A 24,679-nucleotide genomic window follows, 5' to 3' on the forward strand; every position below is an offset into this window, starting at 1 on the left:
TTGGGTCGCGCCCCTCGCGGGCGCGTGGATTGAAACAGAGCATCGGCAAGCCAGCCAAAAAACAGGTGCGTCGCGCCCCTCGCGGGCGCGTGGATTGAGTCTCAGAAATAACCATGGCGACTGCTCTGGATGCTGTAATCAATTACGATCGGTAACTTGATGATCGACGCAGCTACAGGTGGGGTTCAGTTTCGACTGAGTCCTATTGGGTGGCACGTTCCAAAATGGAACATGCCACTTCTCCGTTCAGGTCTCCACTTTCAATATGTTGTTAGGTACTTGGGTATTGCCCGGTGCTGTATTCTAAACAACTCCTTCACGTACTATTGTGACTAGTATTCGATTACATAGTAGATGTTTCCTTATGGGAGAGTGGTGCTGATACACTTTGCTCCACAGCAATAAGGAGCGCATGTGGTCTTATTGAAGTTGGCATGAGGGCAGGATTGCCCGTCAAGGAACCCCGAGGATTTTCGGGCATCAAGGAAGAAGCAAGGAGCAAAGCCATGAGCGGCAAGAAAGTTGTGCTGTTGGGGGATCTCGGTACCGATCATGAGGGTTTTCCGCCCACCCCGGTAATCAATGGTTCTCCGGATGTACTCATCGACGGCAAGCCCGTCGCGCGGGTAGGTGACCAACTTGCCCTGCACTCCAAACCCAAGCATTCCCCTCATCCGCGTACTATCGCTTCCGGTTCAAGCACGGTTTTCATTAACGGGTTACCCGTTGCCACAACCGGTGGTGCGATTTCCTGTGGTGGAGTCACCATTGGCAGCAGTAGTGTGGTGGTTGGCGATACCCATGCGCCATTGCCATTTTCTGGTGTTTCGGGGGCAAATGCTCACTCTGCGCCTTTGAGCTCAGAATCCAGTACAGCAGAAACACACACAAACGGCATGCAGGCCTCTTCCGGGGCGCAGCTACGCAGTCGCACCTCCAGCCATGCAGGTGGAAGAGGTGGCTCAGCCGCAACCCCTTCTCAGGCCACCAAGGATATTGATGAGTCTGGCAAAACCCTCCGCCTGGGGGTGTTTTTTGATGGCACTGGCAACCATCGAGGCAATGACCAGATCCTGGCGAACCGCGATGTGACGAATGTGGCGAAGTTGTATGACCTGTACCGTGACGATGGCCTTGGCAGCAAATATCGAAGAATCTACGTTAATGGACCTGGCACCATTGACGGCCAGCACACTCCGAATGGCTTTGAGGCCTCGGAGGACCTCATGGGTTTGGGTTTGGGCATTGGGCCCGAGGGTGGACATGACAGGATAGAGTTTGCGATTAGACGGATGCGAGATGAAATCCATGCTGGGGATTACGACGAAGTGGTCTTCGATGTATTCGGCTTCAGCCGTGGCGCGGCTCTGGCCCGGCATTTTGTCAATCTGATTAATGAACAACGTGAAGCGGTCCTGCTGCCCCAGTTTAAAGGTGCCTCTTTGTTTTCCCCAATGGTTAGCGTCACACCCGTACCTGCATTCCCGCCTGGTGTGAAGGTCCGGGTGAATTTTGTTGGCCTGTTCGATACGGTGGGTAGTTTTTACCTACCTGGAGACAACGCCAACCTGGACTTTAACCTGAACCTTTCGCCCAGCAGTGCCGAACGGGTGGTGCACCTTACAGCCCATCACGAGATCCGCAAGAATTTCCCATTGAGCAGTATTATGGATGCCAACGGTAATGGGCCCTCACACTTTATGGAAATAGCTGTACCGGGTGCCCATTCCGATGTGGGCGGCGGTTATGAAAATCCGGACAAGGGCTTCGAGAATATTGAGAAGATCGTTCTGGGTATCCACTCGGGGCTTGCGGACGGCGGCCATACTCAGCGCACAGCGATTCCACATCTTGAGGCGAAGTACGCGCGCCCAGGCCGGACGGTGGTAGCGGTGCCCCAGCCAAATGGAGACATCCACGTGCAGGAGCGAAGGCGCACCCGTAAGGAATTGGCTATCTATAACCTGCATCGGATGTACGAATTCGCGTTGCAGAGCGACGTGCCACGCAGGCAGATGAATACCAACAACAAAGACTTCCAAATCCCTCAAGACTTGCAGGCCGCGCTGAGCAGTTGGCATACAAGTGGGGGATTACTTGATGCGTCAAGAGATTACCTGGGTGGATATATCCACACCTCTGACAGCATCTACCGGCTTGGTCTGGAGCCGGACCCCTCTGGTAATCGAACAGTGTTTTTCAACCGGCCAACTAAGGCCATAACCCCGCTCAGCAAAGGAGTTGCTCATGCGCAATAACATCACGGCAAGGGTAGCCTTTTCATTTCTATTGCTGGTCTTGGTAACGGCTTGCTCCTCGGAACCTCGCAGGTACGACTTTGCCGTGTCCGTGGCTGGAGGGCCAAAAGGGTGGCCTGTTTGGATTGAGAGCATAAAGTTTGATGATTCATGGATTGCTCGTGGCGGCACATCGGGAGGTGGCTTTGACCACATTCCCCCAGGAGGGGCTATCGTGGGGATAAGCCCTAAACCTGCCCCCAGCACCGTGCATGCCCGCTGGTTCTCCTACCGGACCCAGACATTCTATGAAGTTATCCTTTCGCTGCCAGAGGATCTTGATGACAAACTGCGCAAATGGTATCGGGACTATCCGCTTGATGACTATAGCCATACTCTGATTGTTGGGTTTTCAGGTAAGGGAGAAGCGCTTGCCTGGTGGAAGGCTTTTTGCTCCACCTGCAATTACGATCGCAGCCACGATTTCTACACGCCGCTGATCGAAAACGTCCAAGCCGAAGAGGTCGAAGGGGACCCAAGCGGTTACCGATTGCAAACTCAGGAGTTGATTGATGAGGGAAGTATGCCGTCGCCGTGGTAGCCATTCCATTGGCAGCACCATAGGGTTAGCTAGTGCGCGACAAAACCAATGCAGGGGCCACCCATCGGTCCCAATGAGTAAGTTTGGATGGAGAACAGGCTGCCCTTTGCCAAACAATCCACGTAGTATGCGATTTGTCGCTTCTACCCAGGTACCCCCGCAAACTCCCGAACATCCCGCAAAAACCGATCTACCTGCTCCTCCGAGGTCGACCAGGAGCACATCAGCCGGGAACAGCCGCCAATAAAGTTGTAGAACTTCCACCCTTTCGCCCTTAGCGCAGCCTGGGTAGTTTCCGGTAAATCCACAAACACACCATTCGCCTGCCTGGGGTAACGCAGGGATACGCCTTCAATACCCCGCAGTCCATGCTCCAGTCGTTCGGCACAGGCATTGGCGTGCCTGGCATTTTTTAGCCAGGTATCGTCCGTGAGCAGTCCGCACCAGGGGGCTGAGATATAGCGCATCTTTGAGGCGAGTTGCCCCGCCTGTTTACAGCGCCATTCAAAGTCTTCGGCCAGTTTACGGTTGAAGAAAATGACCGTTTCACCCAGGGCCAGGCCATTCTTGGTGCCGGAGAAACAGAGCACGTCGACACCCGCTTTCCAGGTGATTTCAGAAGGGTGCACGTCCAGCGCTGCTACCGCGTTGGCAAAGCGTGCGCCATCCATATGAATGTTCAGGCTATGGCGGTCGGCCACTGCGCGCAGCGCACGGAGTTCTTCTGGGGAATAAAGGGTACCCACTTTCGTTGCCTGGGTGATGCTCAGGGCCTTGGGTTTGGGATAGTGAATATCGCTGCGTTTGGTGACAAGGTGTTCCACGCTTTCCGGGGTCAGCTTGCCGTTGGCACCGGTACCCAGCAACAGCTTTGCCCCGTTGGAGGCGTATTCCGGGCCGCCGCATTCATCGGTCTCGATGTGGGCCAGTTCGTGGCAGATGACACTGTGGAAGGACTGCCCGATGGACGCCAGAGCGAGCGAGTTTGCGGCTGTGCCATTGAATACGAAGTAAACGTCGCAATCGGTACCAAATACTTCGCGTAGTTGGTCTGCCGCTTTGGTTGTCCAGCTGTCTTCGCCGTAGGCAGGTTCGTCCTTCTGGTTGGCCTGTTCCATGGCGTTCCAGGCCTGGGGGCAGATACCACTGTAATTATCGCTGGCGAATTGCTCCGAGTCTGACATTGGTTCTCCCGAAAATATCATGGGTGAATATCCACCCATTATTAGCTTTGCTGTGGGTGGTTAGCCACCCAATGTTCTTCGTCTATTTGTCTAATAAGAAATCAATTAATTGTTTTGTAAGTATTTTTACTAACTGGCCTGGCCCTTGCTGATAGCTCCCCCAGCGAGGCCGGGCAGGCCTCATCAGCACCCAACCAACAAGATGAATCGGGAGCATTTCTTATGAAACTTCAAACCATTCTGGCGGCTGCGATCGCCTCCTCCGTTGTTGCTGGCCCTGTGATTGCCCAGGATCGTGCCGGCTGGCCCGAGAGCTTTACCGTTGGCACGGCAAGCCAGGGCGGCACCTACTTTGCCTATGGCTCCGGCTGGGCAAATTTCGTGGCGGAGAATCTGGGAGTGTCTGGTGGTGCTGAAATCACTGGCGGCCCGGTTCAGAACATGGCGCTGGTTCACACCGGGGATCTGAAGTTTGGCCTGACCACCATGGGCCCGGCCCGTGAGTCCATGGAAGGCGAGAGCCCGCTGGCCCCGGGCATGAAGATGGACAACGTGTGTGCCATGTTCCCGATGTATGAAACCCCGTTCTCCATCGCCACGCTGTCCAGCTCTGGTATTACCAGCATCTCCGAGATTCCGGACGGTGCCACCATTGGTTTCGGGCCGGCCGGCTCCACCTCGGATACCTACTTCCCGCGCATGATGGAAACGCTGGGCGTCAAGTTCGAGCGTCGTAACGGCAGCTGGTCAGACCTCGGTGGCCAGCTTCAGGATGGTCTGATTGATGTGGTGGCCTTTGCGGCCGGTATTCCCATTCCGGCGGTCAGCCAGCTGGAAGTCCAGACCGACGTTAACGTGATCGGCATGAACGATGATGAAGCCAAGAAGATCGTCGATAACTTCCCGGTGTCGGAGTTCGTCATTCCGGCCAGCACCTACCAGTCCCTGGACGCTCCATCCCGAGTGGTCTCCATGTGGAACTTCGCCATGGTGAACTGCGACATGCCGGAAAGCTTTGTGTATGAAATCACCAAGCTGACCATGGAGAACAACGACAAGATGGTGTCGATCCACAAGGCAGCGCGCCACTCCGTTCCCGAGAACTACACCAAGAATAAGGTACTGCCCTGGCATCCGGGTGCAGCACGCTGGTTCAACGAGAACGGCTATCCCATCGAAGACGCGGCCATCAAGCAGTAATGAACCAGGCCGAAGGGTCGCCTGACGACCCTTCGGCATCCGGTCGATACCGATTCACCGCCTCTCAGACAGGCAGGACTTATCATGACCAAAGAACAATCCCATGCCGGCGGCGAAACGCAGCTGGCAGAAAACCTGACGGTCAATGAAGACCATGTATTGGCCCACAATGTGGATGAAGAACCGTTAGAGGCGAACCGTCGCCTGTACACCGGTATTTTGCTGAAGTTCGTGGTGTTGCTGGCCATTGCCTATTCGGCGTTTCACCTCTACACCCTGAACGTGTCGCCCATGGAAACCTGGTCGTTCCGTATTGTGCACGTGGCCGGTGCCCTGGTGTTGGGCTTTATCCTGTTTGCCGGTGCCCGCTTCGTTTCCAGTGAAGAAGGTGCTGCGCGGCATCGCTGGACCACCTGGTTTGCAGCAGTCGCACTGATTCCAGCGCTCTATGCGCTGTACCAGACTTACGCCTTTCACCAGATGATTCTGGGTGGTACCCTGCGGATTCCCGCCGAGCTGGAAACCTGGCACTTTGGCTGGCCGCTGCTGGCGGCTTCCGGTGTGGGTATTGTCATGAGCTGGTTCCACCAGCGCGATCGTGCCCGGTTCAGCGTGCCGGATCTGGTTCTCATCATCTGCTCTGTGGCGGTTGCTGCCTACCTGCTGGTGGTGTTCAACACCTCCATGCGGATGACCACCGGCACCGCGTTCGCCCCCGTGGGTATTTCTTTTGCCGCTGTGGCCGGTACCGCGCTGATTATGGAGCTTACCCGCCGGGTAGCCGGTATGGCTCTGGTGGTGATTGCGCTGGTGTTTCTGGCCTACGTCTTCGCCGGCCCCTACCTTCCGGGCTTTCTGGGGTATCCCGGGCTGTCGGTGCAGCGCTTCTTCAGCCAGGTGTATACCGATGCCGGTATCCTCGGGCCGACCACGGCGGTGTCTTCGACCTACATTATCCTGTTCATTATCTTTGCCGCGTTTTTGCAGGCGTCGAAGGTAGGTGACTACTTTGTGAATTTCGCCTTTGCAGCGGCTGGCCGGTCCCGGGGTGGTCCCGCCAAAGTCTCCATTTTCGCCTCTGGCCTGATGGGCATGATCAACGGCACCAGTGCCGGGAACGTGGTGTCCACCGGTTCCCTGACCATCCCCCTGATGAAGCGGGTTGGCTACAGCAAGGAATCCGCCGGCGCGGTTGAGGCAGCAGCGTCCACGGGTGGGCAGATCATGCCGCCGATCATGGGTGCGGGTGCCTTCATCATGGCGGAAATCACCGGTATTCCCTATACCGAGATTGCCATTGCAGCGATCATTCCGGCGATTCTGTACTTCGCCTCGGTCTACTTCATGGTCGATTTCGAGGCCAAGAAGCTGGGTATGCGCGGCATGCGCGAAGACGAACTGCCCAATCTGCGCCTGATGCTGCGCCAGGTATACCTGTTTGTGCCCATCATTATTCTGATTGTGGCGCTGTTCCAGGGCTACTCGGTGATTCGCGCCGGTACCCTTGCCACGATTTCCGCGGCGGTGGTCAGCTGGATTTCGCCCAACAAGATGGGCCTGCGGCAGATTCTGCATGCGTTTGAGATAGCGGCCTACATGTCGATTCAGATCATCGTGGTCTGTGCGGCAGCCGGCGTGATTGTGGGTGTGATCTCACTCACTGGCGTTGGCGCCCGGTTCTCGGTGCTGTTGCTGGATGTGGCGGCCCATAGCCATCTGCTGGCACTGGTGTTTGCCATGTTCATTTCCATTCTGCTGGGTATGGGCATGCCGACCACCGCGGCTTATGCGGTTGCGGCTTCGGTCGTGGCGCCGGGCCTGGTGCAGCTGGGGATTGAACCGCTGACCGCGCACTTCTTTGTGTTCTACTTTGCGGTGGTCTCGGCCATCACACCGCCCGTGGCGCTGGCCTCCTATGCGGCAGCGGGTATTTCCGGTGCCAACGCCATGTCGACATCGGTCGCGTCGTTCCGTATCGGCATTGCAGCGTTCATCGTGCCCTTCATGTTCTTCTACAACAGTGCCCTGTTGATGGAAGGTGGATGGTTCGAGATCGCCCGGGCGCTGATTACCGCTACCTTTGGCGTGTACCTGCTGTCTGCCGGTGTGCTGGGTTGGTTCGCACGGTCGTCTGCCCCGGTTCTGGTACGGCTGCTGCTGGTGGCGGCAGCCCTGCTCACCATCGAGGGCGGTTTGTGGACGGACCTGGCAGGTATCGCATTGGCGGTGATCGCCATGCTCATCCAGCGCAAACGTGCGCCGGCTCTCGCCACGGCCTGATCTGGCCAGTGCCCTGAGGGCAGCCCGCTGCTGAGCGGGTTGTCCTGCCGGGCCGGGGGCGCTAGGCTTGGCCGAGGCCCCTCTTTGCTGTTTCGGAACTGAACTCCATGCTCCAGCGCCTCAGCGTCGTTGTCATTCTGGTTGTCATCATGCTGCTGTCCTGGCTTCTGGGCGGTTGGTACGGTTACCGGCAACTGGAGCAGGAGGCCTTGCAGGAGGCCTTCCGGTACCGGCAACTGGTGGCCAACGAGCTGAACCGTTACCTGCCGGTACCGGCCCTGATTGCCGAACACCCCCTGTTGGCTGGTGCGCTCGAGCAACCGGACGATGCCGTGACCCTGCTCAGGGCCAATGAGCAGATGCAGCGGATGGCGACCATTGTTGGTGGCTCCGACATCTATCTGATGGATCTCTCCGGCATGACCATTGCCGCCAACAATTTTGGTCAGCCGGACACCTTCGTTGGCAACAACTACGCCTTCCGACCCTACTTTTATCAGGCCGTCCGCACCGGGGAATCTGTTGCCTACTTTGCGCTGGGCTCCCGCTCCCTGGAACGAGGCCTTTACTTCACCCATCCGGTGCGTGATCAGCGGGGGAACATGCTGGGGGTGGTGGCCATCAAGGTGCTGGTGCACGAGCTGGAATCCCAGTGGCACCGGCCTGAATCGTCCCAGCAGGCTGAAATGGTGGTGCTGGATGGCGACGGTATCAGTTTCCTCTCCAGTCGCAGCCAGTGGCTTTATCGGGATTTCCGACCCGGAAACGATGCCGAAAAAGCCAACCGGATTCACCAGCGGTACCCGGAGCGGGATCTGCGGCCTGTCGATTTCTCGATTTCCGGCAGGCCCTGGGGGCTGGCTGAAGAATCCGCCCGAATCCAGTTGCGGGACAACGACAGGGTTGGCACCTATCTGACCGTACAAATCGGTCTGCCCCGTCTGGACTGGAGCCTGCTGGTACTGACGGAAACCCGATCGGTCCTCTGGGTTCGCGCCGGGTTTGTGGCCGCAGGCCTCGCGCTGTTCCTGGCCGGTTTCCTGACCTGGCTTTACCTGCGGGAGCGCTACCGGCGAGAGCGTGAGCTGGCCTTGCGGGGTGAACAGCTGGAGCGTCGCGTGGCACAGCGTACTGCGGACCTGAAACGCTCCAACGATCAGCTGCTGGGGGAGATCCAGGAGCGAGAACGCGCCCAGACCGAATTGCGCGAAACCCAGCAGGAACTGATTCAGGCAGCCAAGCTGGCGGTGCTGGGGCAGATGTCTGCGGGGCTGAACCACGAGATTAATCAGCCCCTGACGGCGATTCAGGGCTATGCCCGCAATAGCCGGAAGTTTCTGGAGCGGGGCGCCACCGACATGGTGGATGCGAATCTGGCGGAAATCGTTGGCCTGTGCGACAAAATGGCGGAGCTGATCCGGCAGTTCAAGGTTTTCGCCCGCAAGTCTGAGGGGCCGCCGTCGATAGTCGATCTCAGGCTGGCGGTTGATGCGGCTCTGAAGATTATCCGTGCCCAGAACAGCAGCACCGGCATCGAGATGCGCTGGCACCGGCCCGATCAGCCGGTCATGTGCCATGGCGATCTGATCCGTATTGAGCAGGTGATGGTCAACCTGATGGCGAATGCGGTCCAGGCGCTGGAAGGCCGTGACGATCCGGCTATCGATATTATGATTGATGATGACGGTGATCACTGGCGTTGCCGGGTGCGGGATAACGGTCACGGTCTTCCTGGCAACACCGAGCAGGTGTTTGAGCCGTTTTTTACCACCCGCTCGGTCAAACAGGGCCTGGGCCTTGGGCTATCCATCTCGCGCCAGATAGTTGAGGCGCTTGGTGGCAGTCTGGTCGGCCACAACCGTAACGACGGCCCGGGTGCAGAATTTGTTCTGAAACTGAAACAGCGTAGGGCAGAGGAATGACAACAGCTTCGGTCATTTTCGTGGATGACGACCCGGATATCCGGCCACTGATGGAGCAGACCCTGGCGCTGGAAGATATTCCGGTGGCCTGCTTTGCCGATGGTGCGTCGGCCTTGAAACAGATTCATCCCGAGTTCGAGGGCATCGTTCTGTGCGATTACAACATGCCGGGTATGGATGGCCTGGAGCTGTTGCAGAATATCCGGGCGCTGGATGAGGATATTCCGGTGATCCTGTTGACCGGCCAGGGCGACATCAGTACCGCCGTGTCGGCCATGCAGCAAGGGGCCTATGACTTTATTGAAAAGCCATTTGATCACGAGGAGCTGATTGAACTGCTGCGCCACGCTCTGGAAAAGCGCCACCTGGCTTTGGAAAACCGCCGGCTGAAAGCCCAACTGAAGCACCTGGCACGGCCTGGCCCACGCATGCTGGGGGACTCCCCCGCCATGCAAAAGGTGATGGCTACCATCGACCCGGTACTGGATATCTCGGCCAATATTCTGCTCCATGGCGAGACCGGCTCCGGTAAGGATGCCCTGGCTCGCTATATTCATGAGAACAGTCCCCGCAGCGGCCACAATTTCGTGGCCATCAACTGCGGTGCGGTGCCGGAGCACCTGATTGAGAGTGAACTGTTTGGCCATGAGGCCGGGGCGTTTACCGGTGCCGACAAGCGCCGTATCGGCAAGATTGAGCATGCACACCGGGGTACCCTGTTCCTGGATGAGCTGGAAAGCATGCCCATGCCGTTGCAGGTAAAGCTGCTGCGGGTTCTGGAGGAGCAACGGGTCGAACGTCTGGGCAGTAACCAGGTGGTGGATGTGGACGTGCGAATTATCGCCGCCACCAAGTCCGATCTGAAGGAACTGAGTGACAAGGGCGACTTCCGTTCCGATCTGTACTACCGCCTGAACGTGGTGAAGGTGGATATTCCGCCATTGCGGGAGCGAAAGGAAGACATCCCCAAACTGTTCCATCACTTTGTCCTGATTGCTGCCGCTCGCTATGACCGCGAGAGTGTGCCTTTGGACGCACGTCAGGCTGCCCGGCTGATGCAGCATTCCTGGCCCGGCAACGTTCGGGAACTGCGTAACCTGGCTGAGCGATATGTCTTGCTGGGCCCGGCAGCCCTGGCCGAAGGGGATTCCGCCAGCGGACCGAACATTGCCAGCCGGCAGACGTTGTCGGAAATGATGGATGGCTTTGAACGCTCGGCTATTGTCAGTGCTCTGAACGCCTGCCACGGTAGCATCAAGGACACCATGGTTCAGCTCGGGATTGCCCGCAAGACGCTGTATGACAAAATGAAGAAACACGGGCTGGACAAAGCCGAGTTCAAGGACTGACCGTTACAAAAGATAACGCCCTGGTTGCACTGGTTTTACAAACTACGAGGTTTCCTCGATAAATCTGTCGTGTGTTTTTCTGTAGGATTGCTAATCTTTTTTTAGCGGACTTCTCCGACAGCCATTCCAACCACGGAAAACACACCACATGAAGAATTTGACCATCCAGGCGAGGGTGCTGTTGCTGGCACTGGTGCCGGTTATTGTTCTGACTGCATTGCTGACCACCTACAACCTGAATCAGGCCCGCTCGATCGGGGAACAGGCGGTTGCCAGCTTCTCGGAAGACATGGAGGCCAGCAAGCGCCAGGAACTGCGCAACTATCTGGAACTGGCGAAAACTTCCATCCAGCACCTATATGAGCAGCCAGGCTCGGCCAATGATCCTGAGGTCCAGCAGCAGGCCTGGGACATCTTGCGGCAATTGCGTTTTGATGACTCCGGCAGCGAGGGCTACCTGTTCGCCTACAACACGGAAGGTGTTTCGCTGATGCACGGTGTCAATCCCGCCCTGGAAGGTCGTAACCTCTGGGGCTTTCAGGACCCGAACGGCACCCACCTGATCCGGGAACTGATTCAGGCTGCGCGCAATGGAGGCGGCTATGTACCCTATGGCTGGAAACACCCGGAAACCGGTAACGTAGCCCCCAAGTTAGGCTATGCCGAAATGCTGCCGAAATGGGGCGTGATGATCGGCACCGGATTCTGGATTGACGGCCTGGAATCTCAGGTTGCTTCCATGGAACAGCGGGTGGGCGATTCCCTGGGTGAGGCGATCATTGGCTCGGTGACCACCTCCCTGATCGCCCTGGCCATTATTGTCTTCCTTGCCCTGGTAGTGGTTCGCGGCATTATCAGTCCGTTGAAGTCGGCGGTGACGGCGATGAATGGCATTGCCAGTGGCGACGGGGATCTTACCCGTCGGCTTGACGTCTCGGGCAGGGATGAGCTGTCCCAGTTGGCCACGGCGTTCAACAGCTTTGCGGATCAGGTGCATGGGCTGGTCCGCCAGGTCCGCCAGTCGGCCGAGACATTGAATGTTACCACCGGCGAGTTGAACGAGGTCATGGTGGAAGCCGAGCAGGGCGTTGAGCGCCAGAAATCGGAAAGTGATCAGGTAGCCACCGCCATGAATGAGATGACCGCCGCAGCCCAGGAAGTGGCCGGTAATGCCAGTGAAGCGTCGGATTCGGCTGGACACGCTACCGCTCAGGTAACCGATGCCCAGGGGCTGGTCTACCAGGCCATCGAGGTGATTGGCGGGCTCTCCAAACAGGTGGAAGAGGGTGTTCAGGTCATAGAAAAACTGGGCACCGACTCCCGCCAGATCGACAGCGTGCTGGAGGTTATTCGGGAGATTGCCGACCAGACCAATCTGTTGGCCCTGAATGCTGCCATCGAGGCGGCTCGCGCCGGAGAAGCCGGCCGTGGCTTTGCCGTGGTTGCCGACGAGGTACGTACGCTGGCAAGCAGGACCCAGAAGAGCACTCAGGAGATCCAGGCGACCATCGAGCGGCTGCAGAAAGGTGCCCAGCAGGCGGTAACGCTGATCGGCGCCATCAGCCAGCGCAGCGAGGAAACCGTGGAGGAAACCCGCCAGGTGAACGAAGCGCTGCAGCGTATTTCCCAGGCCGTGAACACGATTACCGATATGAACACCCAGATTGCCAGTGCTGCGGAAGAGCAGACCAGCGTGTCGGAAACCATCAACCAGAATGTCCACGAAATCGTGGCAATCTCGGAACAGACTGCCCAGGGAACCCGTCGCGCCGGCGAAGCGACCCAGCGCCTCAAGGCACTGGCCGGTGAGTTGACCGACCAGGTCAGCCGCTACCGGGTCTGAGCAGAGTTACCTATCTAGTCGAAGGAAAAGGCGCAGTCACGAAAGTGATCTGCGCCTTTTTTTGCCCGGATCAGGGCGCGATTTTCTTTTTCAGGGCTTTGGTCAGCGGCCTTGGCAGGCTCGGCAGCGACTTCAGCAGCCAGGGCAGAACCTTTCTTTTTACGCCATTCAAGGATTCCGGCACCACCGCTTCAATCAGGTGCGGGCCGGGGTTGTGTTTGGCGTATTCCATGGCTTTGATCAGCTCTTCCGCCGTGGTTACCCGGGTGCCGTGCACGCCCATGCTCTGGGCCAGCAACGCGTAGTTGGTGACCGGGCCACTGATGTCGAGTTGGGATTTCGCCTTGGCACCGGCTTCTTCTGCGCCAACCCGTTCCAGTTCTACGTTCAGGATCGAGTAGGAAGCGTTGTTGAAGATGATGGTGGTCACGTTCAGATTTTCCCTCGCCATGGTCCACAGGGCCTGGTTGGTATACATGGCGGTGCCGTCACCGATCAGTGCGTAAACCTGGCGATCCGGACAGGCGATGGCTGCGCCGATGGCGTTGGGCATGCCTTGCCCGATGGCCCCGCCGGTGAGGGTGATCAGGTCGTGCCGTGGCGAGCCTGCGGTCATGGCGTTCAGCATCAGGCCGGAGGTGATGGCTTCATCCACGATAATGCTGTTCTCGGGCATCAGTTCGCCCACCGCCCGGCAAACCTTTTCGGCGGTGAGTTTACCTTTGGGCAGGCCGGGGCGGCCGGGCGCCTGCAGCTTGGGTTGGGCATTGCTGGCACCGAGAGTATCGGCCAGCTTTTTCAGGCTGGCGGTGGCATCCTGCTCCGGCGTGCTCAGGGTGTGAGCCGTGCAGTTGTCTGGCACCAGGTAGCTTTGTTTGCCCGGATAGGCGAAGAAGGATACCGGGGCCTTGGCATCCACCAGAATCAGGTGGTCAAACTCGGAGAGCTGCAGAGTGGCCAGTTCCGCCAGGTAAGCGATCCGCTCCACCGGCGGCAGGCCGGCGCCCCGTTCAATGCGGGTTGGGAAGGTTTCGGCAAACAGGGTGACACCGTTGTGGGCGGCAATGCGTGCCGCCTCCAGCAGAGCGGGCTCACGCAAGGCGCGGCCACCCAGCAGCAGGGCGGTTTTCTTACCGCTCTTAATGGCTTCTGCGGCCGCTTTAACAGCGCTATCTTCAGCTGCAGGCGCTTGCGGTTGAGTGGGTGCGGCACAAGGCTTGCCGCCTTCGCCCCAGGACACATCCGCTGGCAGAATCAGAGTGGCTACCTGCCCTGGCAGGCCCCGGGCGGCGGTGATGGCTTCGGCGGCATCCTGGCAAAGGGCTTCTGTGCTTTGTGACGTGCGCACAAAACTGGGGGAGATGTTGCGAGCGACCGTTTCGATGTCAGACTGCAACTGGGCGTCGTATTTCACATGGTAGGTGGCATGGTCGCCAACAATGTTGACCACCGGTACCTTACCCTTGCGTGCATTGTGCAGATTGGCCAGGCCATTACCCAGGCCACAGCCCAGGTGCAGCAGGGTAGCAGCGGGTTTGTCCGCCATCCGGGCGTAGCCGTCGGCGGCACCGGTGGCGACGCCTTCAAACAGGGCCAGTACCGCCCGCATTCCGGGTTCGCTGTCCAGGGCGGCGACGAAATGCATTTCGCTGGTGCCCGGGTTGGTAAAACAGACTTCAACACCCGAATCCACCAGGGTTTTCATGAGTGCCTGAGCGCCGTTGGTCATTGTTGTTCTCCAGCTTGGGTCAATTCGTTTGTATTGGTCCGGTCGAGATGGGTCTCGTTGATATCGGCAATTCTGGTGACACCGGTCAGGGTCATGGCCAGTTTCAGTTCCTGCTGCCAGGTGTTCAGGAGTCGGGTTAATCCAGCCTGACCTTCTGCCGCCAGGGCCCACGCCCAGGGGCGACCAATCATCACGCCGTTGGCTCCCAGGGCAAGGGCGCGGAAAACGTCTACGCCGTTGCGGATGCCGCCATCCACCAGGATCTCGGTGTCTTGACCAACGGCGGCAACGATATCAGGGAGTTTGCGGGCGGTGGCGGCTACACCGTCGAGCTGGCGACCGCCGTGGTTGGACACCACGATGCCATCGGCGCCTACGTTGACGGCTGCTTTGGCATCATCCACTTCCAGTATGCCTTTCAGGATCAGTTTCCCTGGCCAGCGTTCCCGCAGCCATTCGATGGCCTGCCAGGTGACGGAGGCATCGAACTGGGTATCGACCCAGCGCTTGAAGGAGTCCAGGTTACTGGCCTCTGGTACCGCGTCGCTCAGGTTGCCAAAGGTCAGGGGTTTACCTTTTATCGCTACCTGCCATAGCCACCCGGGCCTGGATAGCAGTTGCTGCGCTTTGAGCGCAACGGAACGGGCGCCGGCGCTGTTCAGGCCGTTACGGGTGTCCCGATGCCGGGGGCCGGGCAGGGGCAGGTCGATGGTAAAGATCAGCGTCTGGCAACCGGAATGCCAGGCTTTTTTCAGCAGGTTTTCTACGTAGCCCCGGTCGCGAATCATGTACAACTGGAACCAGAACGGCGCCGTGGCGGCTGCTTTCACTTCTGCCAACGGGCATATGCCAACGGTGGAGAGGGTGAAAGGCACCTCGGCCGCATTGGCGGCTTTTACTGCCTGGGCTTCTCCCCGTTGTGCCATCATTCCGGCCAGCCCCAGAGGCGCCAGGGCGACAGGCATGCTGCAGGATTGCCCGGCCAGCTCGGTGCGGGTGTCCACGTTATCGACATCAATCAACACACGTTGGCGCAGGGCGATATCCTTCCAGCCGCTGACATTGGCCCGCAGGGTTTGCTCTTCGGTGGCACCGCCGTCCAGGTAGTCTGCCAGGAAACGGGGCAGTTTACGGCGGGCGAGGATCTGGTAATCGGCGGCGGTGGCCGGATAACTCAGCGGCATGGTGTCAGCCTCCGTTGGTGATGGAACGGGCGGCCGCCCGGGCCGTCAGTATGCAACCGGGCAGGAAGGTGCCTTCCAGTGACCGTTTGCCGTTGCTTCCTCCACCACCAAAACCGGCCGCTTCGCCCACGCAGTAAAGGCCTCGGATGGGCTGGCCGCTGGCATCCAGCACCCGGCTTTGCAGGTCGGTGCGTAGGCCGCCCAGGCTCTTGCGGGTGGTCAGTTGCATGTGAATGGCGATATACGGCCCGGCGCCTGGTTTCTGCAGAGGCGCCGGTTTGCAGGTGCGCAGCCGGTCCGGGCCCCATTGGCGGGCGTGGCGTATCATGCGTATTTGGGCATCGTTGTTCAGTTGATCGCCCTTTCTGAAATTGGCATCGAAAGCATCGGCAGTGGCCTGCAGGGTGGCGGCGTCAATGTCCAGAGAGCAGGTCAGGGCGTTCATTTTCTTCGCCAGCCCTTCCAGGGTGTCATCCACCAGGAAGTGACGGCTTTCGTTCTGCATCTGATTCACCAGCGGTTTGTTGCCCAGCAGCAGTTCTTTCAGGAACAGCGGGAATTGTTTGTCCCGGATGCGGGCGTTGTGTTCAGCGCCGGAGATGGCAAATTCTTTCAGAGCGATGCGCCGGTTCAGCAGGTGCCAGGTCCAGGGCTTTTCCTGCTCGGCTACCCGTTGGCACAGCCAGTGAGTATCAAAGCCGGTCACCAGGGGTTCCGGCCCGATACGTTCGCCCCGGTGGTTCAACCAGAGTGCGGATTTACACGGTATCGTAGACAGGCCGTGGCCCGGGAAATGCGGATAGGGGTGGGGGAAGCCCGCTGCATAATTCCACATTTCGCCGGCGTGAGTGATGCGCGCGCCCAGGTGATCTTTGGCCCAGTGATGCAGTTTGCCATCGGCAAACGGGTGGGCACCGTTAAGCATGGTGGCCGGTTGCGGGCGATGTTTGGGCCAGTTGGCCCGGCATTCGGCGTGGCTGCCGTTGATGCCGCCCATGGCCAGCACCACATTGGCGGCCTCAAACCGGACCTCTTCGCCGGTTTCTTCGTTGATGGCAATGGCGCCACAGACCTCACCGGCCTGATGGTCGAGTGCGGTAATTCGGTGCCGGTGATGAATGGCCAGTCTGCCACCGGTACTGGCTTCGTGCAGGGCATTGACCATGCAGCGCACCAGTTCCCGGGAGGTGCCCCAGGTGATGTGGTAGCGGGGCACGCTGTTGCCATCGCCAAAACGGCCTCGCTCCACCCAGTTCACTGCCGGCATGAATTTAATGCCCTCGTTGGCGAGCCAGTCGTGTACCTCGGTGCGGGAATGCTCAACGTAGTAGCGGGCCCACTGCACAGGCCACTCATCGTTTGGGTCCAGTTCGCCGAAACGCAGCCAGTCGTTCAGCGCCAGTTCCGGCGAATCGGCGATTCTCATGCGCCGCTGCAGCGGCGTGTCAATCAGCATCATGCCGCCAAAGGCCCACAGCGCCAGACCTCCGAAGCGTTCGGGGCTGTCACGATCAACAATGGTTACGGACTTGCCAGCCCGCAGCGCTTCCAGGGCGGTGACAATGCCCGCCAGGCCGCCGCCGGCAATCAAAAGGTCTGAGCTAACAGGTTTCACCATGATGCGTTTCCGGATTGTATTCTTGGTTTTGTTGTTACAGACCATATAACGCTATGATCGGTTCTGAATTGACTTCAGAGGCCATAATAATTGACGTTAGAAGCCACCGTATCCATGGGCTGGGTCAATACCGTGATCGATGCCGCGAGGAATCTGGGCGTTCCGCAGAACCTGTTGCTGGAAACCGCTGGTCTGCCGGCCGGGGCCCTGTCTCTCGAACGATGGCCCATCGACTTCATTACCCGTCTCTGGCACGCCGCGGAGCAGTGCACGCGGGATCCCGGGTTTGGTCTGAAAGTTGGCGCCGGGGTGCGGCCGGCCAGTATTGATGCGGTCAGTTTCGCCATGCAGAGCGCCGCCACGCTGCGCGAAGCCATCACCCTGGTCCAGAAATACCAGCGGCTGATCTCTGATGGCGGTCGCTTCCAGATGATACCGGGTAGCAGGGGCACCTGGATTGTCTACCACCCCCGGCAGGGGCGTCTGGCGTTCAGTCCGCATCAGATTGAAGCGGTGCTGTCGGCCGTGGTCAGCCTGACCGACTGGATTGCCGGTTCTGCGGTTGGGCCTGTGCGAGTGCAATTCAGTCAGGCCCGTCTGGGGCCGCTGTCAGGGTACCGGGAGGTGTTTGGTTGCCCGGTGGAGTTCGAGCAGGCGTTCAGTGGTTTGCTGGTGGGTAATGAGGTGCTGGACAGGCCTTTGCCACAGGCAGATCCGGCCCTTGCCCGTGTACATGAACAGTACAATGCAGGACGGCTGGCGGCGCTGGAAAAGGGCGCTGTGTCGGCAGAGGATCTTCGACAATGGCTGGTCGCCCGGATGGGGCCAAACCTTCCACGACGGGCAGAAGCGGCCAGGATGTTGGGGCTCAGCGAACGTACGTTGGCCCGTCGGCTGGAGGCACAGGGCTATACGTTCAACAGCTTGTTGGACGAGGTGCGCCGGGAGCTCGCCCTGGCGGCGGTGCGGGAATCGGGGTTGTCACTGGCGGAGATCGCGTTGTCGCTCGGGTTTGCAGAGGCCAGTACCTTTTACCGGGCATTCCATCGCTGGACTGGCATGCCCCCGGCTCGCTGGCGCAAGCAGGGGGCGCACTGAAGCCTACAGATTGGCTTCGGCAAACTCGGCCAGTACCGAGCGGGGTACGCCTTGCAGGTGAATGTGACCGCCATGGCGGAAGCCCTTGAAGCGTTCGGTCATGTAGGTCAGGCCGGAACTCAGGGGGCTCAGATAGGGGGTGTCTATCTGCGCCAGGTTGCCCAGGCAGATCACCTTGGAGCCGTTACCGGCCCGGGTGATGATGGTCTTGATCTGGTGCGGTGTCAGGTTCTGGGATTCATCAATGATGATCAGGCTGTGCTGGAAGCTGCGGCCCCGGATGTAGTTCATGGATTTGAAGTGCAGGGGCACTTTGCTGAGGATGTAGTCGACACTGGCGGTCATGTTCTCATCGTCTTCGTGCAAAGCTTCCAGGTTGTCCACGATCGCACCCAGCCAGGGTTCCATTTTCTCGGCTTCGGTACCGGGCAGGAAACCGATATCCTCATCCAGGCCCTGGGTGGAGCGGGTCGCGATGATGCGTTTGTAGAGTTTGCTGGCCACGGTCATTTCAATACAGGCGGCCAGGGCCAGAATGGTTTTACCGGAACCCGCCGAGCCGGTCAGGTTCACCAGGTGGATGTCGGGGTCCAGTAACAGGTTCAGGGCCATGGCCTGATAGATATCCCTGGGCACCAGGCCCCAGACTTCTTCATTCATCAGGTCATGCTGGTGCAGGTCCTTGAGTACCAACTGATCCTCTGAGATATCGACCACCTTGCCAACGAATCCCTGCTCGTCAATCACGAACTCGTTGATGTTCAGTTTCGCCAGTTCCCCTTCGCGTTTGAGCAGGTGTTCCGTCACTCCCTCCCGCTGTATGGTTTCCACCTTGGCGATACCGTCCCAGAACGAGTTCGGGAACTCCTTGTAGCCCTTGGGCAGCAGGTCAATGTCGTCAAGTAGCTGGTCGTTGTGGTAGTCCTGGGCTTCGACACCAAAGCCGCGGGCCTTTAACCGCATGTTGATGTCTTTACTGACCAGGATGATATCCCGGGACTTGTGCCGTGCCTGCAGGGCGGCGAGGGTGTTGATGATCTTGTTGTCGTTCAGGTGTTCGGGCAGTGAGTGATTGCCGGCACCTTCGGTGCTCATGATGATGGAGAGAGCGCCCAGCGGGTCCGCTTTCTTGCCGCGCAGAATCGGCACGCCTTTCTCGATGTCCTTGGGGCTGGCATCACCCAGCAGTTTGTCGATGTTGCGAATGGCCTGGCGGCAGTCGGCGGCCACCGTCTGTTTGCCGGATTTCAGGCTGTCGAGTTCTTCGAGGACGGTCATCGGAATGATGACATCATGTTCTTCAAAGTTCAGGAGGGCATTCGGGTCGTGAATCAGGACGTTGGTGTCGAGGACATACATTTTCCGGCGAGCTTGCGGTGCTCTTGGCATAGGGGGCGCTACCTCTCTGGTGGCTCAGTCGGTCTCGGCGCAGCGTTGCGTCAGGTCTCTGTCGGAGATCAGTTTCAGCATGTCATAAGTGGTTATGATACCGGTGATTTTTGAATCCCGGGTGACAAAGATCCGGTGCAGGTGCTCTCGCATCATGATATTGGCAATGTCTCGCACTGGCGTGTCTTCGTCAACCGACAAAACAATGGGCGTCATGATGTCCCGGACTTCAACCGGAACCTTGCCCATCTCTTCGAAGATGACCATACGCAGACGCCGGGCCTCTTCCTGCTCCTCTTCGGTCAGCCTGGGCTGATCGCCGGAACGGGAGGCATTCCAACGGAATTCGGTAATGTCCTTGAGGGTGGCTATGCCGATGATGTCGCCGTTGTCGTCGGTAACCGGGCTGCCGGTGATTTCGTTGTCGGTGAGGAACCTGGCGAGGCGATCCATAGTCCAGTTGTGGGGGACGGCCTTGATGGTCGGGGTCATGATCTCATGGGCGAGAACACTCATGTGCGGGCATCTTCCGTTTGCTGTGCTTTTGATGAAGCTTAGCCGTTCCGTGGCCTGCCGTCACCCCTGCATTGTGGGTCGGGTTAACGGGCTTCCGGGCTTACGCCCTGCAATGTGCCGTCTTCGCCCCATTGCAACTGGTAACCCTGATAGCGATCCTGTTTGGCGACGGCTTCCAGTGCGAGGATGGATTTGACCGGTATATCGACAATCAGGCTATTGACCAGCCACCCGGGCAATGCGCCGTTGGGTTCGGTGTGCTGCACCCAGACCATTCGGGTTCGGTCGCCCTCCGGGGTAAACCGGTAGAGTGTGTCGGAGCGGTCCACCCGCACGCGACTGTTGAACTCGGCCCGCATGTTGGGAGTGGCGTTTAGGTCCATGATAATCTCGCCGGTGGACGCGTCGCCGCGGGTACGGATGCGCAGTACATAATCACGGTCGGCTACCGGCCACGGCATATCGTTGACCGAATAGGCATAGCGATCGTGGAAGTCCCCCTGGCCAAAGGCATGGGATTCGGTGCAGTTGTGTACCCATTCCTCACAGGATTCCGGATTGACCATGACGGCCATCAGGTTCTCGATAGGAACGTCCAGTTCCGCTACTGCCTTGAAAGCCTCGAACCCCGAGCCTTCCCGCGCCATGGTGTATATCCGCACATTGTCCACTTCCTTGCGCAGTGACCAGGCCTCGGCATCTTCCGATGGCAACGGGACGGTTTCACTGGCGGACACAGACAAGGTCATCAACAGGCCCATAATGCCGGAAATCAGGCGGCTAACGCCGTGGGCTCTGGTTGTGGTCATAGGCTAAACTTCCGTTGTAAGAGTGAGCCGAGTCTACCACGGGGCGCAATGGCCCCCGCCTGTGAATGCGGGGGTTTGTGAACCAGGTAGCTTAGTTACACACCGCACAATACGATTGGCCTGATCTGACGAAAATTATGACAACACAGAAACTGGTAGACGCCCGCGGACGAATAACGCCAGGGCTGATGGACCACCCTGTCGACACCATCAATTACCTCGACTACGACCTGCGCACGGTGATGGACAGGCCGCGAACCCGCCTGGCCAGACACTGGCGCTTCAACCAGTTCCAGTTTGTCAGTGCGATGGCGCCGGGCTGGGTGTTTGGCCTTGCCATTGTGGATCTGAACCTGGTGGGTAATGGCTTTTTCTATCTGTTCGATTTCGAGAGCGGACAGATGTTCGAGCATTCGTTTTTGCAGCCTCTGGCCAGGAACACGAACATAGAGCCCTATCCTGAACGCGGTCACGCCCGGTTCCGCAAAGGCGACTTGAGCATGGCCATTGAACCGGCCACCGGCGGTCGGAATGTGAGAGTGAGCGGACCCGGTAATATCCGGGTGGATCTTGAGTTGCGGGACCCCGAACAACCCTTGCGGCTGGTGTCGCCGGCCGGATACAACGGCTGGGTGTTCACCCGGAAATCGGCCGGGCTGACGGTGGACGGTGAAGTGCGCCTGGGCGATGTGGTCTGGCGTTGCGATGAGTCTACCCGTGGGTCCATCGACTGGAGCTGCGGCTTCATGCGCCGGGAGACTGCCTGGAACTGGGCCAGTCTGGCTGGGGTTGCCGACAATGGTGTTTCAGTGGGGCTGAACCTGGCCGCTGGTGTGAACGAGACCGGGATGACCGAGAACGCGCTGTGGCTCGACGGACGTCGCATTCTGCTGGGGCCGGCCCGATTCGAGTTTGATCGCTATCAGCCCGGGGCAGACTGGCGGGTCACCACCGACGATGGCCGCGTTGACCTCCGTTTCGTGCCCGCTGGCGCGCGCCGGGAAAAGCTCAACGCCTGGGTTATTGCCTCCAATTTCCGTCAGTTTGTGGGCACTTTCCAGGGTACGGTTGCGGATGAAAGCGGCAAAAAAATCCCCGTAAACGGGTTACGGGGATTGATGGAAGATCACTTTGCCCGGTGGTAAACCGGGCATAGCCATCACTTTTCGGGCAGGGTGACGTTCAATTCCAGCACGGAGCAGTGGTCATTGCGATCCACCTCCACCTGTACCATGTCGTCGCTGATCTGAACGTACTTGCGGATCACCTGCAACAGCTCCTGCTGCAGCTGGGGCAGGTAGTCCGGCTGTTCACGCTGGCCCCGCTCATGGGCCACGATAATCTGCAGTCGCTCCTTGGCGACACTGGCCGTACTGTTTTTCTTGCTTCTGAAGTAATCGAAAAAACTCATCCCTTAGCCCCCTTTGAACATCCGTGAGAAGAAGCCTTTTTTCTGGGACGTCATGAAACGGTGTTCCCGTTCCTCGCCCAGCAGCCTCGCAACGGCATCTTCATAGGCCTGGCCGGCATCGCTTTGCTCCTCCAGAATGACCGGCAGGCCCTGGTTGGAGGCATTCAGTACGATCTGGCTCTCGGGAATCACGCCCAGCAGGGGAATGGCCAGGATTTCCTCAACATCCTGTACCGACAACATCTCGCCCTTTTCTACCCGGTCCGGGTTGTAGCGGGTCAGTAGCAGGTGTTCCTTGACTGGGTCCTGCCCCATTTCCGCTCGCCGGGATTTGCTCTGCAGTATGCCCAGGATGCGGTCTGAATCCCGTACCGATGAGACTTCCGGGTTGGTTACGACAATCGCCTCGTCGGCATAGTAGAGCGCCATCAGGGCGCCATGTTCGATGCCGGCCGGGGAGTCGCACACGATGTAGTCGAAGGTTTCGGACAGTTCGTTGATGACCTTCTCCACACCATCTTTGGTGAGAGCTTCCTTCTCGCGGGTCTGGGAGGCAGGCAGGATGTAGAGCGTTTCTACCCGCTTGTCCTTGATCAGGGCCTGGTTGAGAGTCGCTTCGCCCTGAATGACGTTAACGAAGTCGTACACCACCCGGCGTTCGCAGTTCATGATCAGGTCCAGGTTGCGCAGACCCACGTCGAAATCAATCACGACGGTCTTGTGGCCACGCTTTGCCAGACCAGTGCTGATGGAGGCGCTGGTGGTGGTTTTGCCCACGCCGCCTTTTCCTGAGGTAACGACAATGATTCTAGCCAAGGTTCAGTTCCTGTTTCTCGGTGGATTCGTCATGGTTTCAACTGTTGTTATCGGTTGTCACAACATCAGGCCTTGTCCAGTGGCGTCACCACCAGCACATCGTCCCTGAGCTGGATCTGCACAGCGCTTTTCCAGCCAATGTCCTGAAGATCTTCGGAGATTTTATAGTGTCCGGCGATGGACACAAGCTCCGCCTCAAGTGACTGGCAGAACACCCGGGCAGACTCGGCACCGTGAATGCCGGCCAGCGCCCGTCCGCGTAACGGGCCGTAAACATGAATATTGCCGGCAGCCAGAACTTCGGCTCCGGCCTGCACCGGCGCAAGGATGATCAGATCGCCTTCCGGCGCGTATACCTGCTGGCCCGATCGAACCGGCTGATTGACGATTTTCGCCGGTGCGGGTTCGTTTGCAGGCTCCGGTGCGGTTGCCGTTTCCGGTTCTGCTTCTGCCGGGGCTTCCGGCGCCGGCCTTTCTTTCAGGCTGCCGCCGGGCAGCAATGCCAGCGAGGCTCCCCGGGCAAGCCGGCGCTGATCGTCGTTGGCGGCGCGTACGCCAATCACATGGATGTTGTGGCGGCGGCAGGTCCCGATCATCTTGAAAAAATCGAGTTCGCTGTCCAGGCCTTCATATTTCTCCAGGCTGATAATCAGCGGGATGTCTTTGAAGAAGCCCGGCGCCTGGCTGATCTTGTCCCGAAGATTGGCTTCAAATTCGTCGTTGTCGAAGTAGTAAAGCTCAAGGGCGGTCAGGGAAACACTGGCACTCTTCAGTTGAAAGCTCTGTTTTGTGTCGGTGGCTGCGGAATCGCTCATGGATGGACCTGTTCTCCGGTGTCTGAGGCATGGGCATCTCCGAGGGCGCGCAGCGGAGGGGCATCGAAACGGATGCCGGACCAGCCCGTGCTGATAAACTGGCGAATGTTACCATGGCTGTCCCCGGCCGGGTCGCCGAGCACCTGCTCGTAGTGTTGGGCGAACAGGCGAAGGGTGTCGGTCTCGCTCAGATTACAGTACTGACCCAGGCCGAAGACCCGGCAGGAGCCAGCGTTTTCGCCAGTCTCGTTGCGAAGCGGGCCGTTGCTGAAACCGGTGGGCCGAAATTCGAAATACTGATTGATCAGTTTCAGGGTGTCGTCGAAATCGGCATGACCGGCCTGCACTGAGGCCAGGTGGATACGAACCGCTTCATTAACATTCATTATTTGTGATCCTGCTTGGGGCCGGTCTGGTAGTTGGCTTTCCATTCTTCGTACGGCATGCCGTAGATTTCTTCCCGTGCGGCGGGATCAGAAATGTCGAACCCCCGCTCTCCCGCTTCGGCCCGATACCATTTGGACAGGCAGTTGCGACAGAAACCCGCCAGATTCATCAGGTCGATGTTCTGGACGTCGTTGTTTTCACGCAGGTGCTGCACCAGGCGCCGGAAGGCGGCGGCTTCGATTTCGGTGCGTTCAGACTCGGGAATCGGGTTGCTCATGGGGCCTCGCTGTT

The 24,679-nt window shown here is 58.7% G+C and carries 21 protein-coding genes; 9 read left to right on the top strand and 12 right to left on the bottom strand.

The window, feature by feature from the left end; all coding sequences use genetic code 11:
- Nucleotides 1-506 precede the first annotated feature (506 nt).
- Together Q669_RS19195 and Q669_RS01745 are read left to right on the top strand one after the other, a co-directional pair.
- Nucleotides 507-2,258: a type VI secretion system PAAR protein gene (locus tag Q669_RS19195; RefSeq protein WP_022991002.1), complete on the top strand. Its 1,752-nt coding sequence runs from the start codon at nt 507-509 to the stop codon at nt 2,256-2,258.
- Nucleotides 2,248-2,838, top strand: coding sequence for a DUF2931 family protein (locus Q669_RS01745; protein WP_022991003.1), 591 nt, complete (start codon nt 2,248-2,250; stop codon nt 2,836-2,838). The genes Q669_RS19195 and Q669_RS01745 overlap by 11 nt, the downstream gene beginning before the upstream one ends.
- 143 nt (nt 2,839-2,981) lie before the next feature.
- Here Q669_RS01745 and Q669_RS01750 read toward each other — a convergent pair whose 3' ends face one another.
- A complete protein-coding gene (locus Q669_RS01750) occupies nt 2,982-4,022 on the bottom strand; it encodes a threonine aldolase family protein (RefSeq protein WP_022991004.1) in 1,041 nt (346 codons plus the stop codon).
- Between the two features lie 222 nt (nt 4,023-4,244).
- Between Q669_RS01750 and Q669_RS01755 the strand changes: the two genes are divergently transcribed.
- The 5 genes from Q669_RS01755 to Q669_RS01775 all read left to right on the top strand — a co-directional run bounded on the left by Q669_RS01755 (nt 4,245) and on the right by Q669_RS01775 (nt 12,616).
- Nucleotides 4,245-5,222 carry a TAXI family TRAP transporter solute-binding subunit gene (locus Q669_RS01755; RefSeq protein ID WP_022991005.1) on the top strand — a complete coding sequence of 326 codons (978 nt, stop codon included), beginning with the start codon at nt 4,245-4,247 and terminating at the stop codon, nt 5,220-5,222.
- An 84-nt stretch (nt 5,223-5,306) separates the two neighbouring features.
- Nucleotides 5,307-7,502, top strand: a complete 2,196-nt coding sequence (locus Q669_RS01760; RefSeq protein WP_022991006.1) for a TRAP transporter permease — start codon at nt 5,307-5,309, stop codon at nt 7,500-7,502.
- A 107-nt stretch (nt 7,503-7,609) separates the two neighbouring features.
- A complete protein-coding gene (locus Q669_RS01765; RefSeq protein ID WP_022991007.1) occupies nt 7,610-9,424 on the top strand; it encodes a sensor histidine kinase in 1,815 nt (604 codons plus the stop codon).
- The gene (locus tag Q669_RS01770; protein ID WP_022991008.1) at nt 9,421-10,773 is read left to right on the top strand and encodes a sigma-54-dependent transcriptional regulator; all 1,353 of its coding nucleotides are present in this window, start codon (nt 9,421-9,423) and stop codon (nt 10,771-10,773) included. The genes Q669_RS01765 and Q669_RS01770 overlap by 4 nt, the downstream gene beginning before the upstream one ends.
- Before the next feature lie 148 nt (nt 10,774-10,921).
- The gene (locus tag Q669_RS01775; protein ID WP_022991009.1) at nt 10,922-12,616 is read left to right on the top strand and encodes a methyl-accepting chemotaxis protein; all 1,695 of its coding nucleotides are present in this window, start codon (nt 10,922-10,924) and stop codon (nt 12,614-12,616) included.
- Nucleotides 12,617-12,686: 70 nt separating this feature from the next.
- Here the strand turns inward: Q669_RS01775 and Q669_RS01780 are convergent, their stop codons facing one another.
- The 3 genes from Q669_RS01780 to Q669_RS01790 are packed head-to-tail and all read right to left on the bottom strand — an operon-like array spanning nt 12,687 to nt 17,147.
- Complete coding sequence (locus tag Q669_RS01780) at nt 12,687-14,345, bottom strand: acetolactate synthase large subunit (protein ID WP_022991010.1); 1,659 nt, start codon at nt 14,343-14,345, stop codon at nt 12,687-12,689.
- On the bottom strand, nt 14,342-15,529 hold the full coding sequence (locus Q669_RS01785) for an L-lactate dehydrogenase (RefSeq protein WP_022991011.1): 1,188 nt from the start codon (nt 15,527-15,529) through the stop codon (nt 14,342-14,344). Before Q669_RS01785 ends, Q669_RS01780 begins: the two co-directional genes overlap by 4 nt.
- Before the next feature lie 4 nt (nt 15,530-15,533).
- The gene (locus Q669_RS01790; RefSeq protein ID WP_022991012.1) at nt 15,534-17,147 is read right to left on the bottom strand and encodes an FAD-binding dehydrogenase; all 1,614 of its coding nucleotides are present in this window, start codon (nt 17,145-17,147) and stop codon (nt 15,534-15,536) included.
- Between the two features lie 90 nt (nt 17,148-17,237).
- Between Q669_RS01790 and Q669_RS01795 the strand changes: the two genes are divergently transcribed.
- A complete protein-coding gene (locus Q669_RS01795) occupies nt 17,238-18,245 on the top strand; it encodes an AraC family transcriptional regulator (RefSeq protein ID WP_036148391.1) in 1,008 nt (335 codons plus the stop codon).
- Between the two features lie 3 nt (nt 18,246-18,248).
- On the opposite strand, the gene Q669_RS01800 is transcribed toward Q669_RS01795, so the two are convergent.
- From Q669_RS01800 to Q669_RS01810, 3 genes are all read right to left on the bottom strand, one after another.
- Nucleotides 18,249-19,634, bottom strand: coding sequence for a PhoH family protein (locus tag Q669_RS01800; protein ID WP_036148393.1), 1,386 nt, complete (start codon nt 19,632-19,634; stop codon nt 18,249-18,251).
- A 24-nt stretch (nt 19,635-19,658) separates the two neighbouring features.
- A complete protein-coding gene (locus tag Q669_RS01805; RefSeq protein WP_014420722.1) occupies nt 19,659-20,150 on the bottom strand; it encodes an HPP family protein in 492 nt (163 codons plus the stop codon).
- Between the two features lie 83 nt (nt 20,151-20,233).
- On the bottom strand, nt 20,234-20,959 hold the full coding sequence (locus Q669_RS01810) for an START domain-containing protein (RefSeq protein WP_022991015.1): 726 nt from the start codon (nt 20,957-20,959) through the stop codon (nt 20,234-20,236).
- A gap of 137 nt (nt 20,960-21,096) precedes the next feature.
- Here Q669_RS01810 and Q669_RS01815 point away from each other — a divergent pair, with 137 nt between their 5' ends.
- Nucleotides 21,097-22,104: a DUF2804 domain-containing protein gene (locus tag Q669_RS01815; protein WP_036148395.1), complete on the top strand. Its 1,008-nt coding sequence runs from the start codon at nt 21,097-21,099 to the stop codon at nt 22,102-22,104.
- 14 nt (nt 22,105-22,118) lie between these two features.
- On the opposite strand, the gene minE is transcribed toward Q669_RS01815, so the two are convergent.
- The 5 genes from minE to Q669_RS01840 form a co-directional block, all read right to left on the bottom strand.
- Nucleotides 22,119-22,370: a cell division topological specificity factor MinE gene (minE, locus tag Q669_RS01820; RefSeq protein WP_011785800.1), complete on the bottom strand. Its 252-nt coding sequence runs from the start codon at nt 22,368-22,370 to the stop codon at nt 22,119-22,121.
- 3 nt (nt 22,371-22,373) lie between these two features.
- Nucleotides 22,374-23,186: a septum site-determining protein MinD gene (gene minD, locus Q669_RS01825; RefSeq protein ID WP_011785799.1), complete on the bottom strand. Its 813-nt coding sequence runs from the start codon at nt 23,184-23,186 to the stop codon at nt 22,374-22,376.
- 65 nt (nt 23,187-23,251) lie between these two features.
- Nucleotides 23,252-24,001 (bottom strand): septum site-determining protein MinC, encoded by a 750-nt coding sequence (gene minC / locus Q669_RS01830; protein ID WP_022991017.1) that lies wholly within the window; start codon nt 23,999-24,001, stop codon nt 23,252-23,254.
- Nucleotides 23,998-24,387: a HopJ type III effector protein gene (locus Q669_RS01835; protein WP_011785797.1), complete on the bottom strand. Its 390-nt coding sequence runs from the start codon at nt 24,385-24,387 to the stop codon at nt 23,998-24,000. Before Q669_RS01835 ends, minC begins: the two co-directional genes overlap by 4 nt.
- Nucleotides 24,387-24,665, bottom strand: coding sequence for a DUF1244 domain-containing protein (locus tag Q669_RS01840; RefSeq protein WP_022991018.1), 279 nt, complete (start codon nt 24,663-24,665; stop codon nt 24,387-24,389). Before Q669_RS01840 ends, Q669_RS01835 begins: the two co-directional genes overlap by 1 nt.
- Between the last annotated feature and the right edge of the window lie 14 nt (nt 24,666-24,679).

Origin of the sequence: Marinobacter sp. C1S70, from assembly GCF_000475355.1 — a bacterium.
GTDB lineage: Bacteria > Pseudomonadota > Gammaproteobacteria > Pseudomonadales > Oleiphilaceae > Marinobacter > Marinobacter nauticus.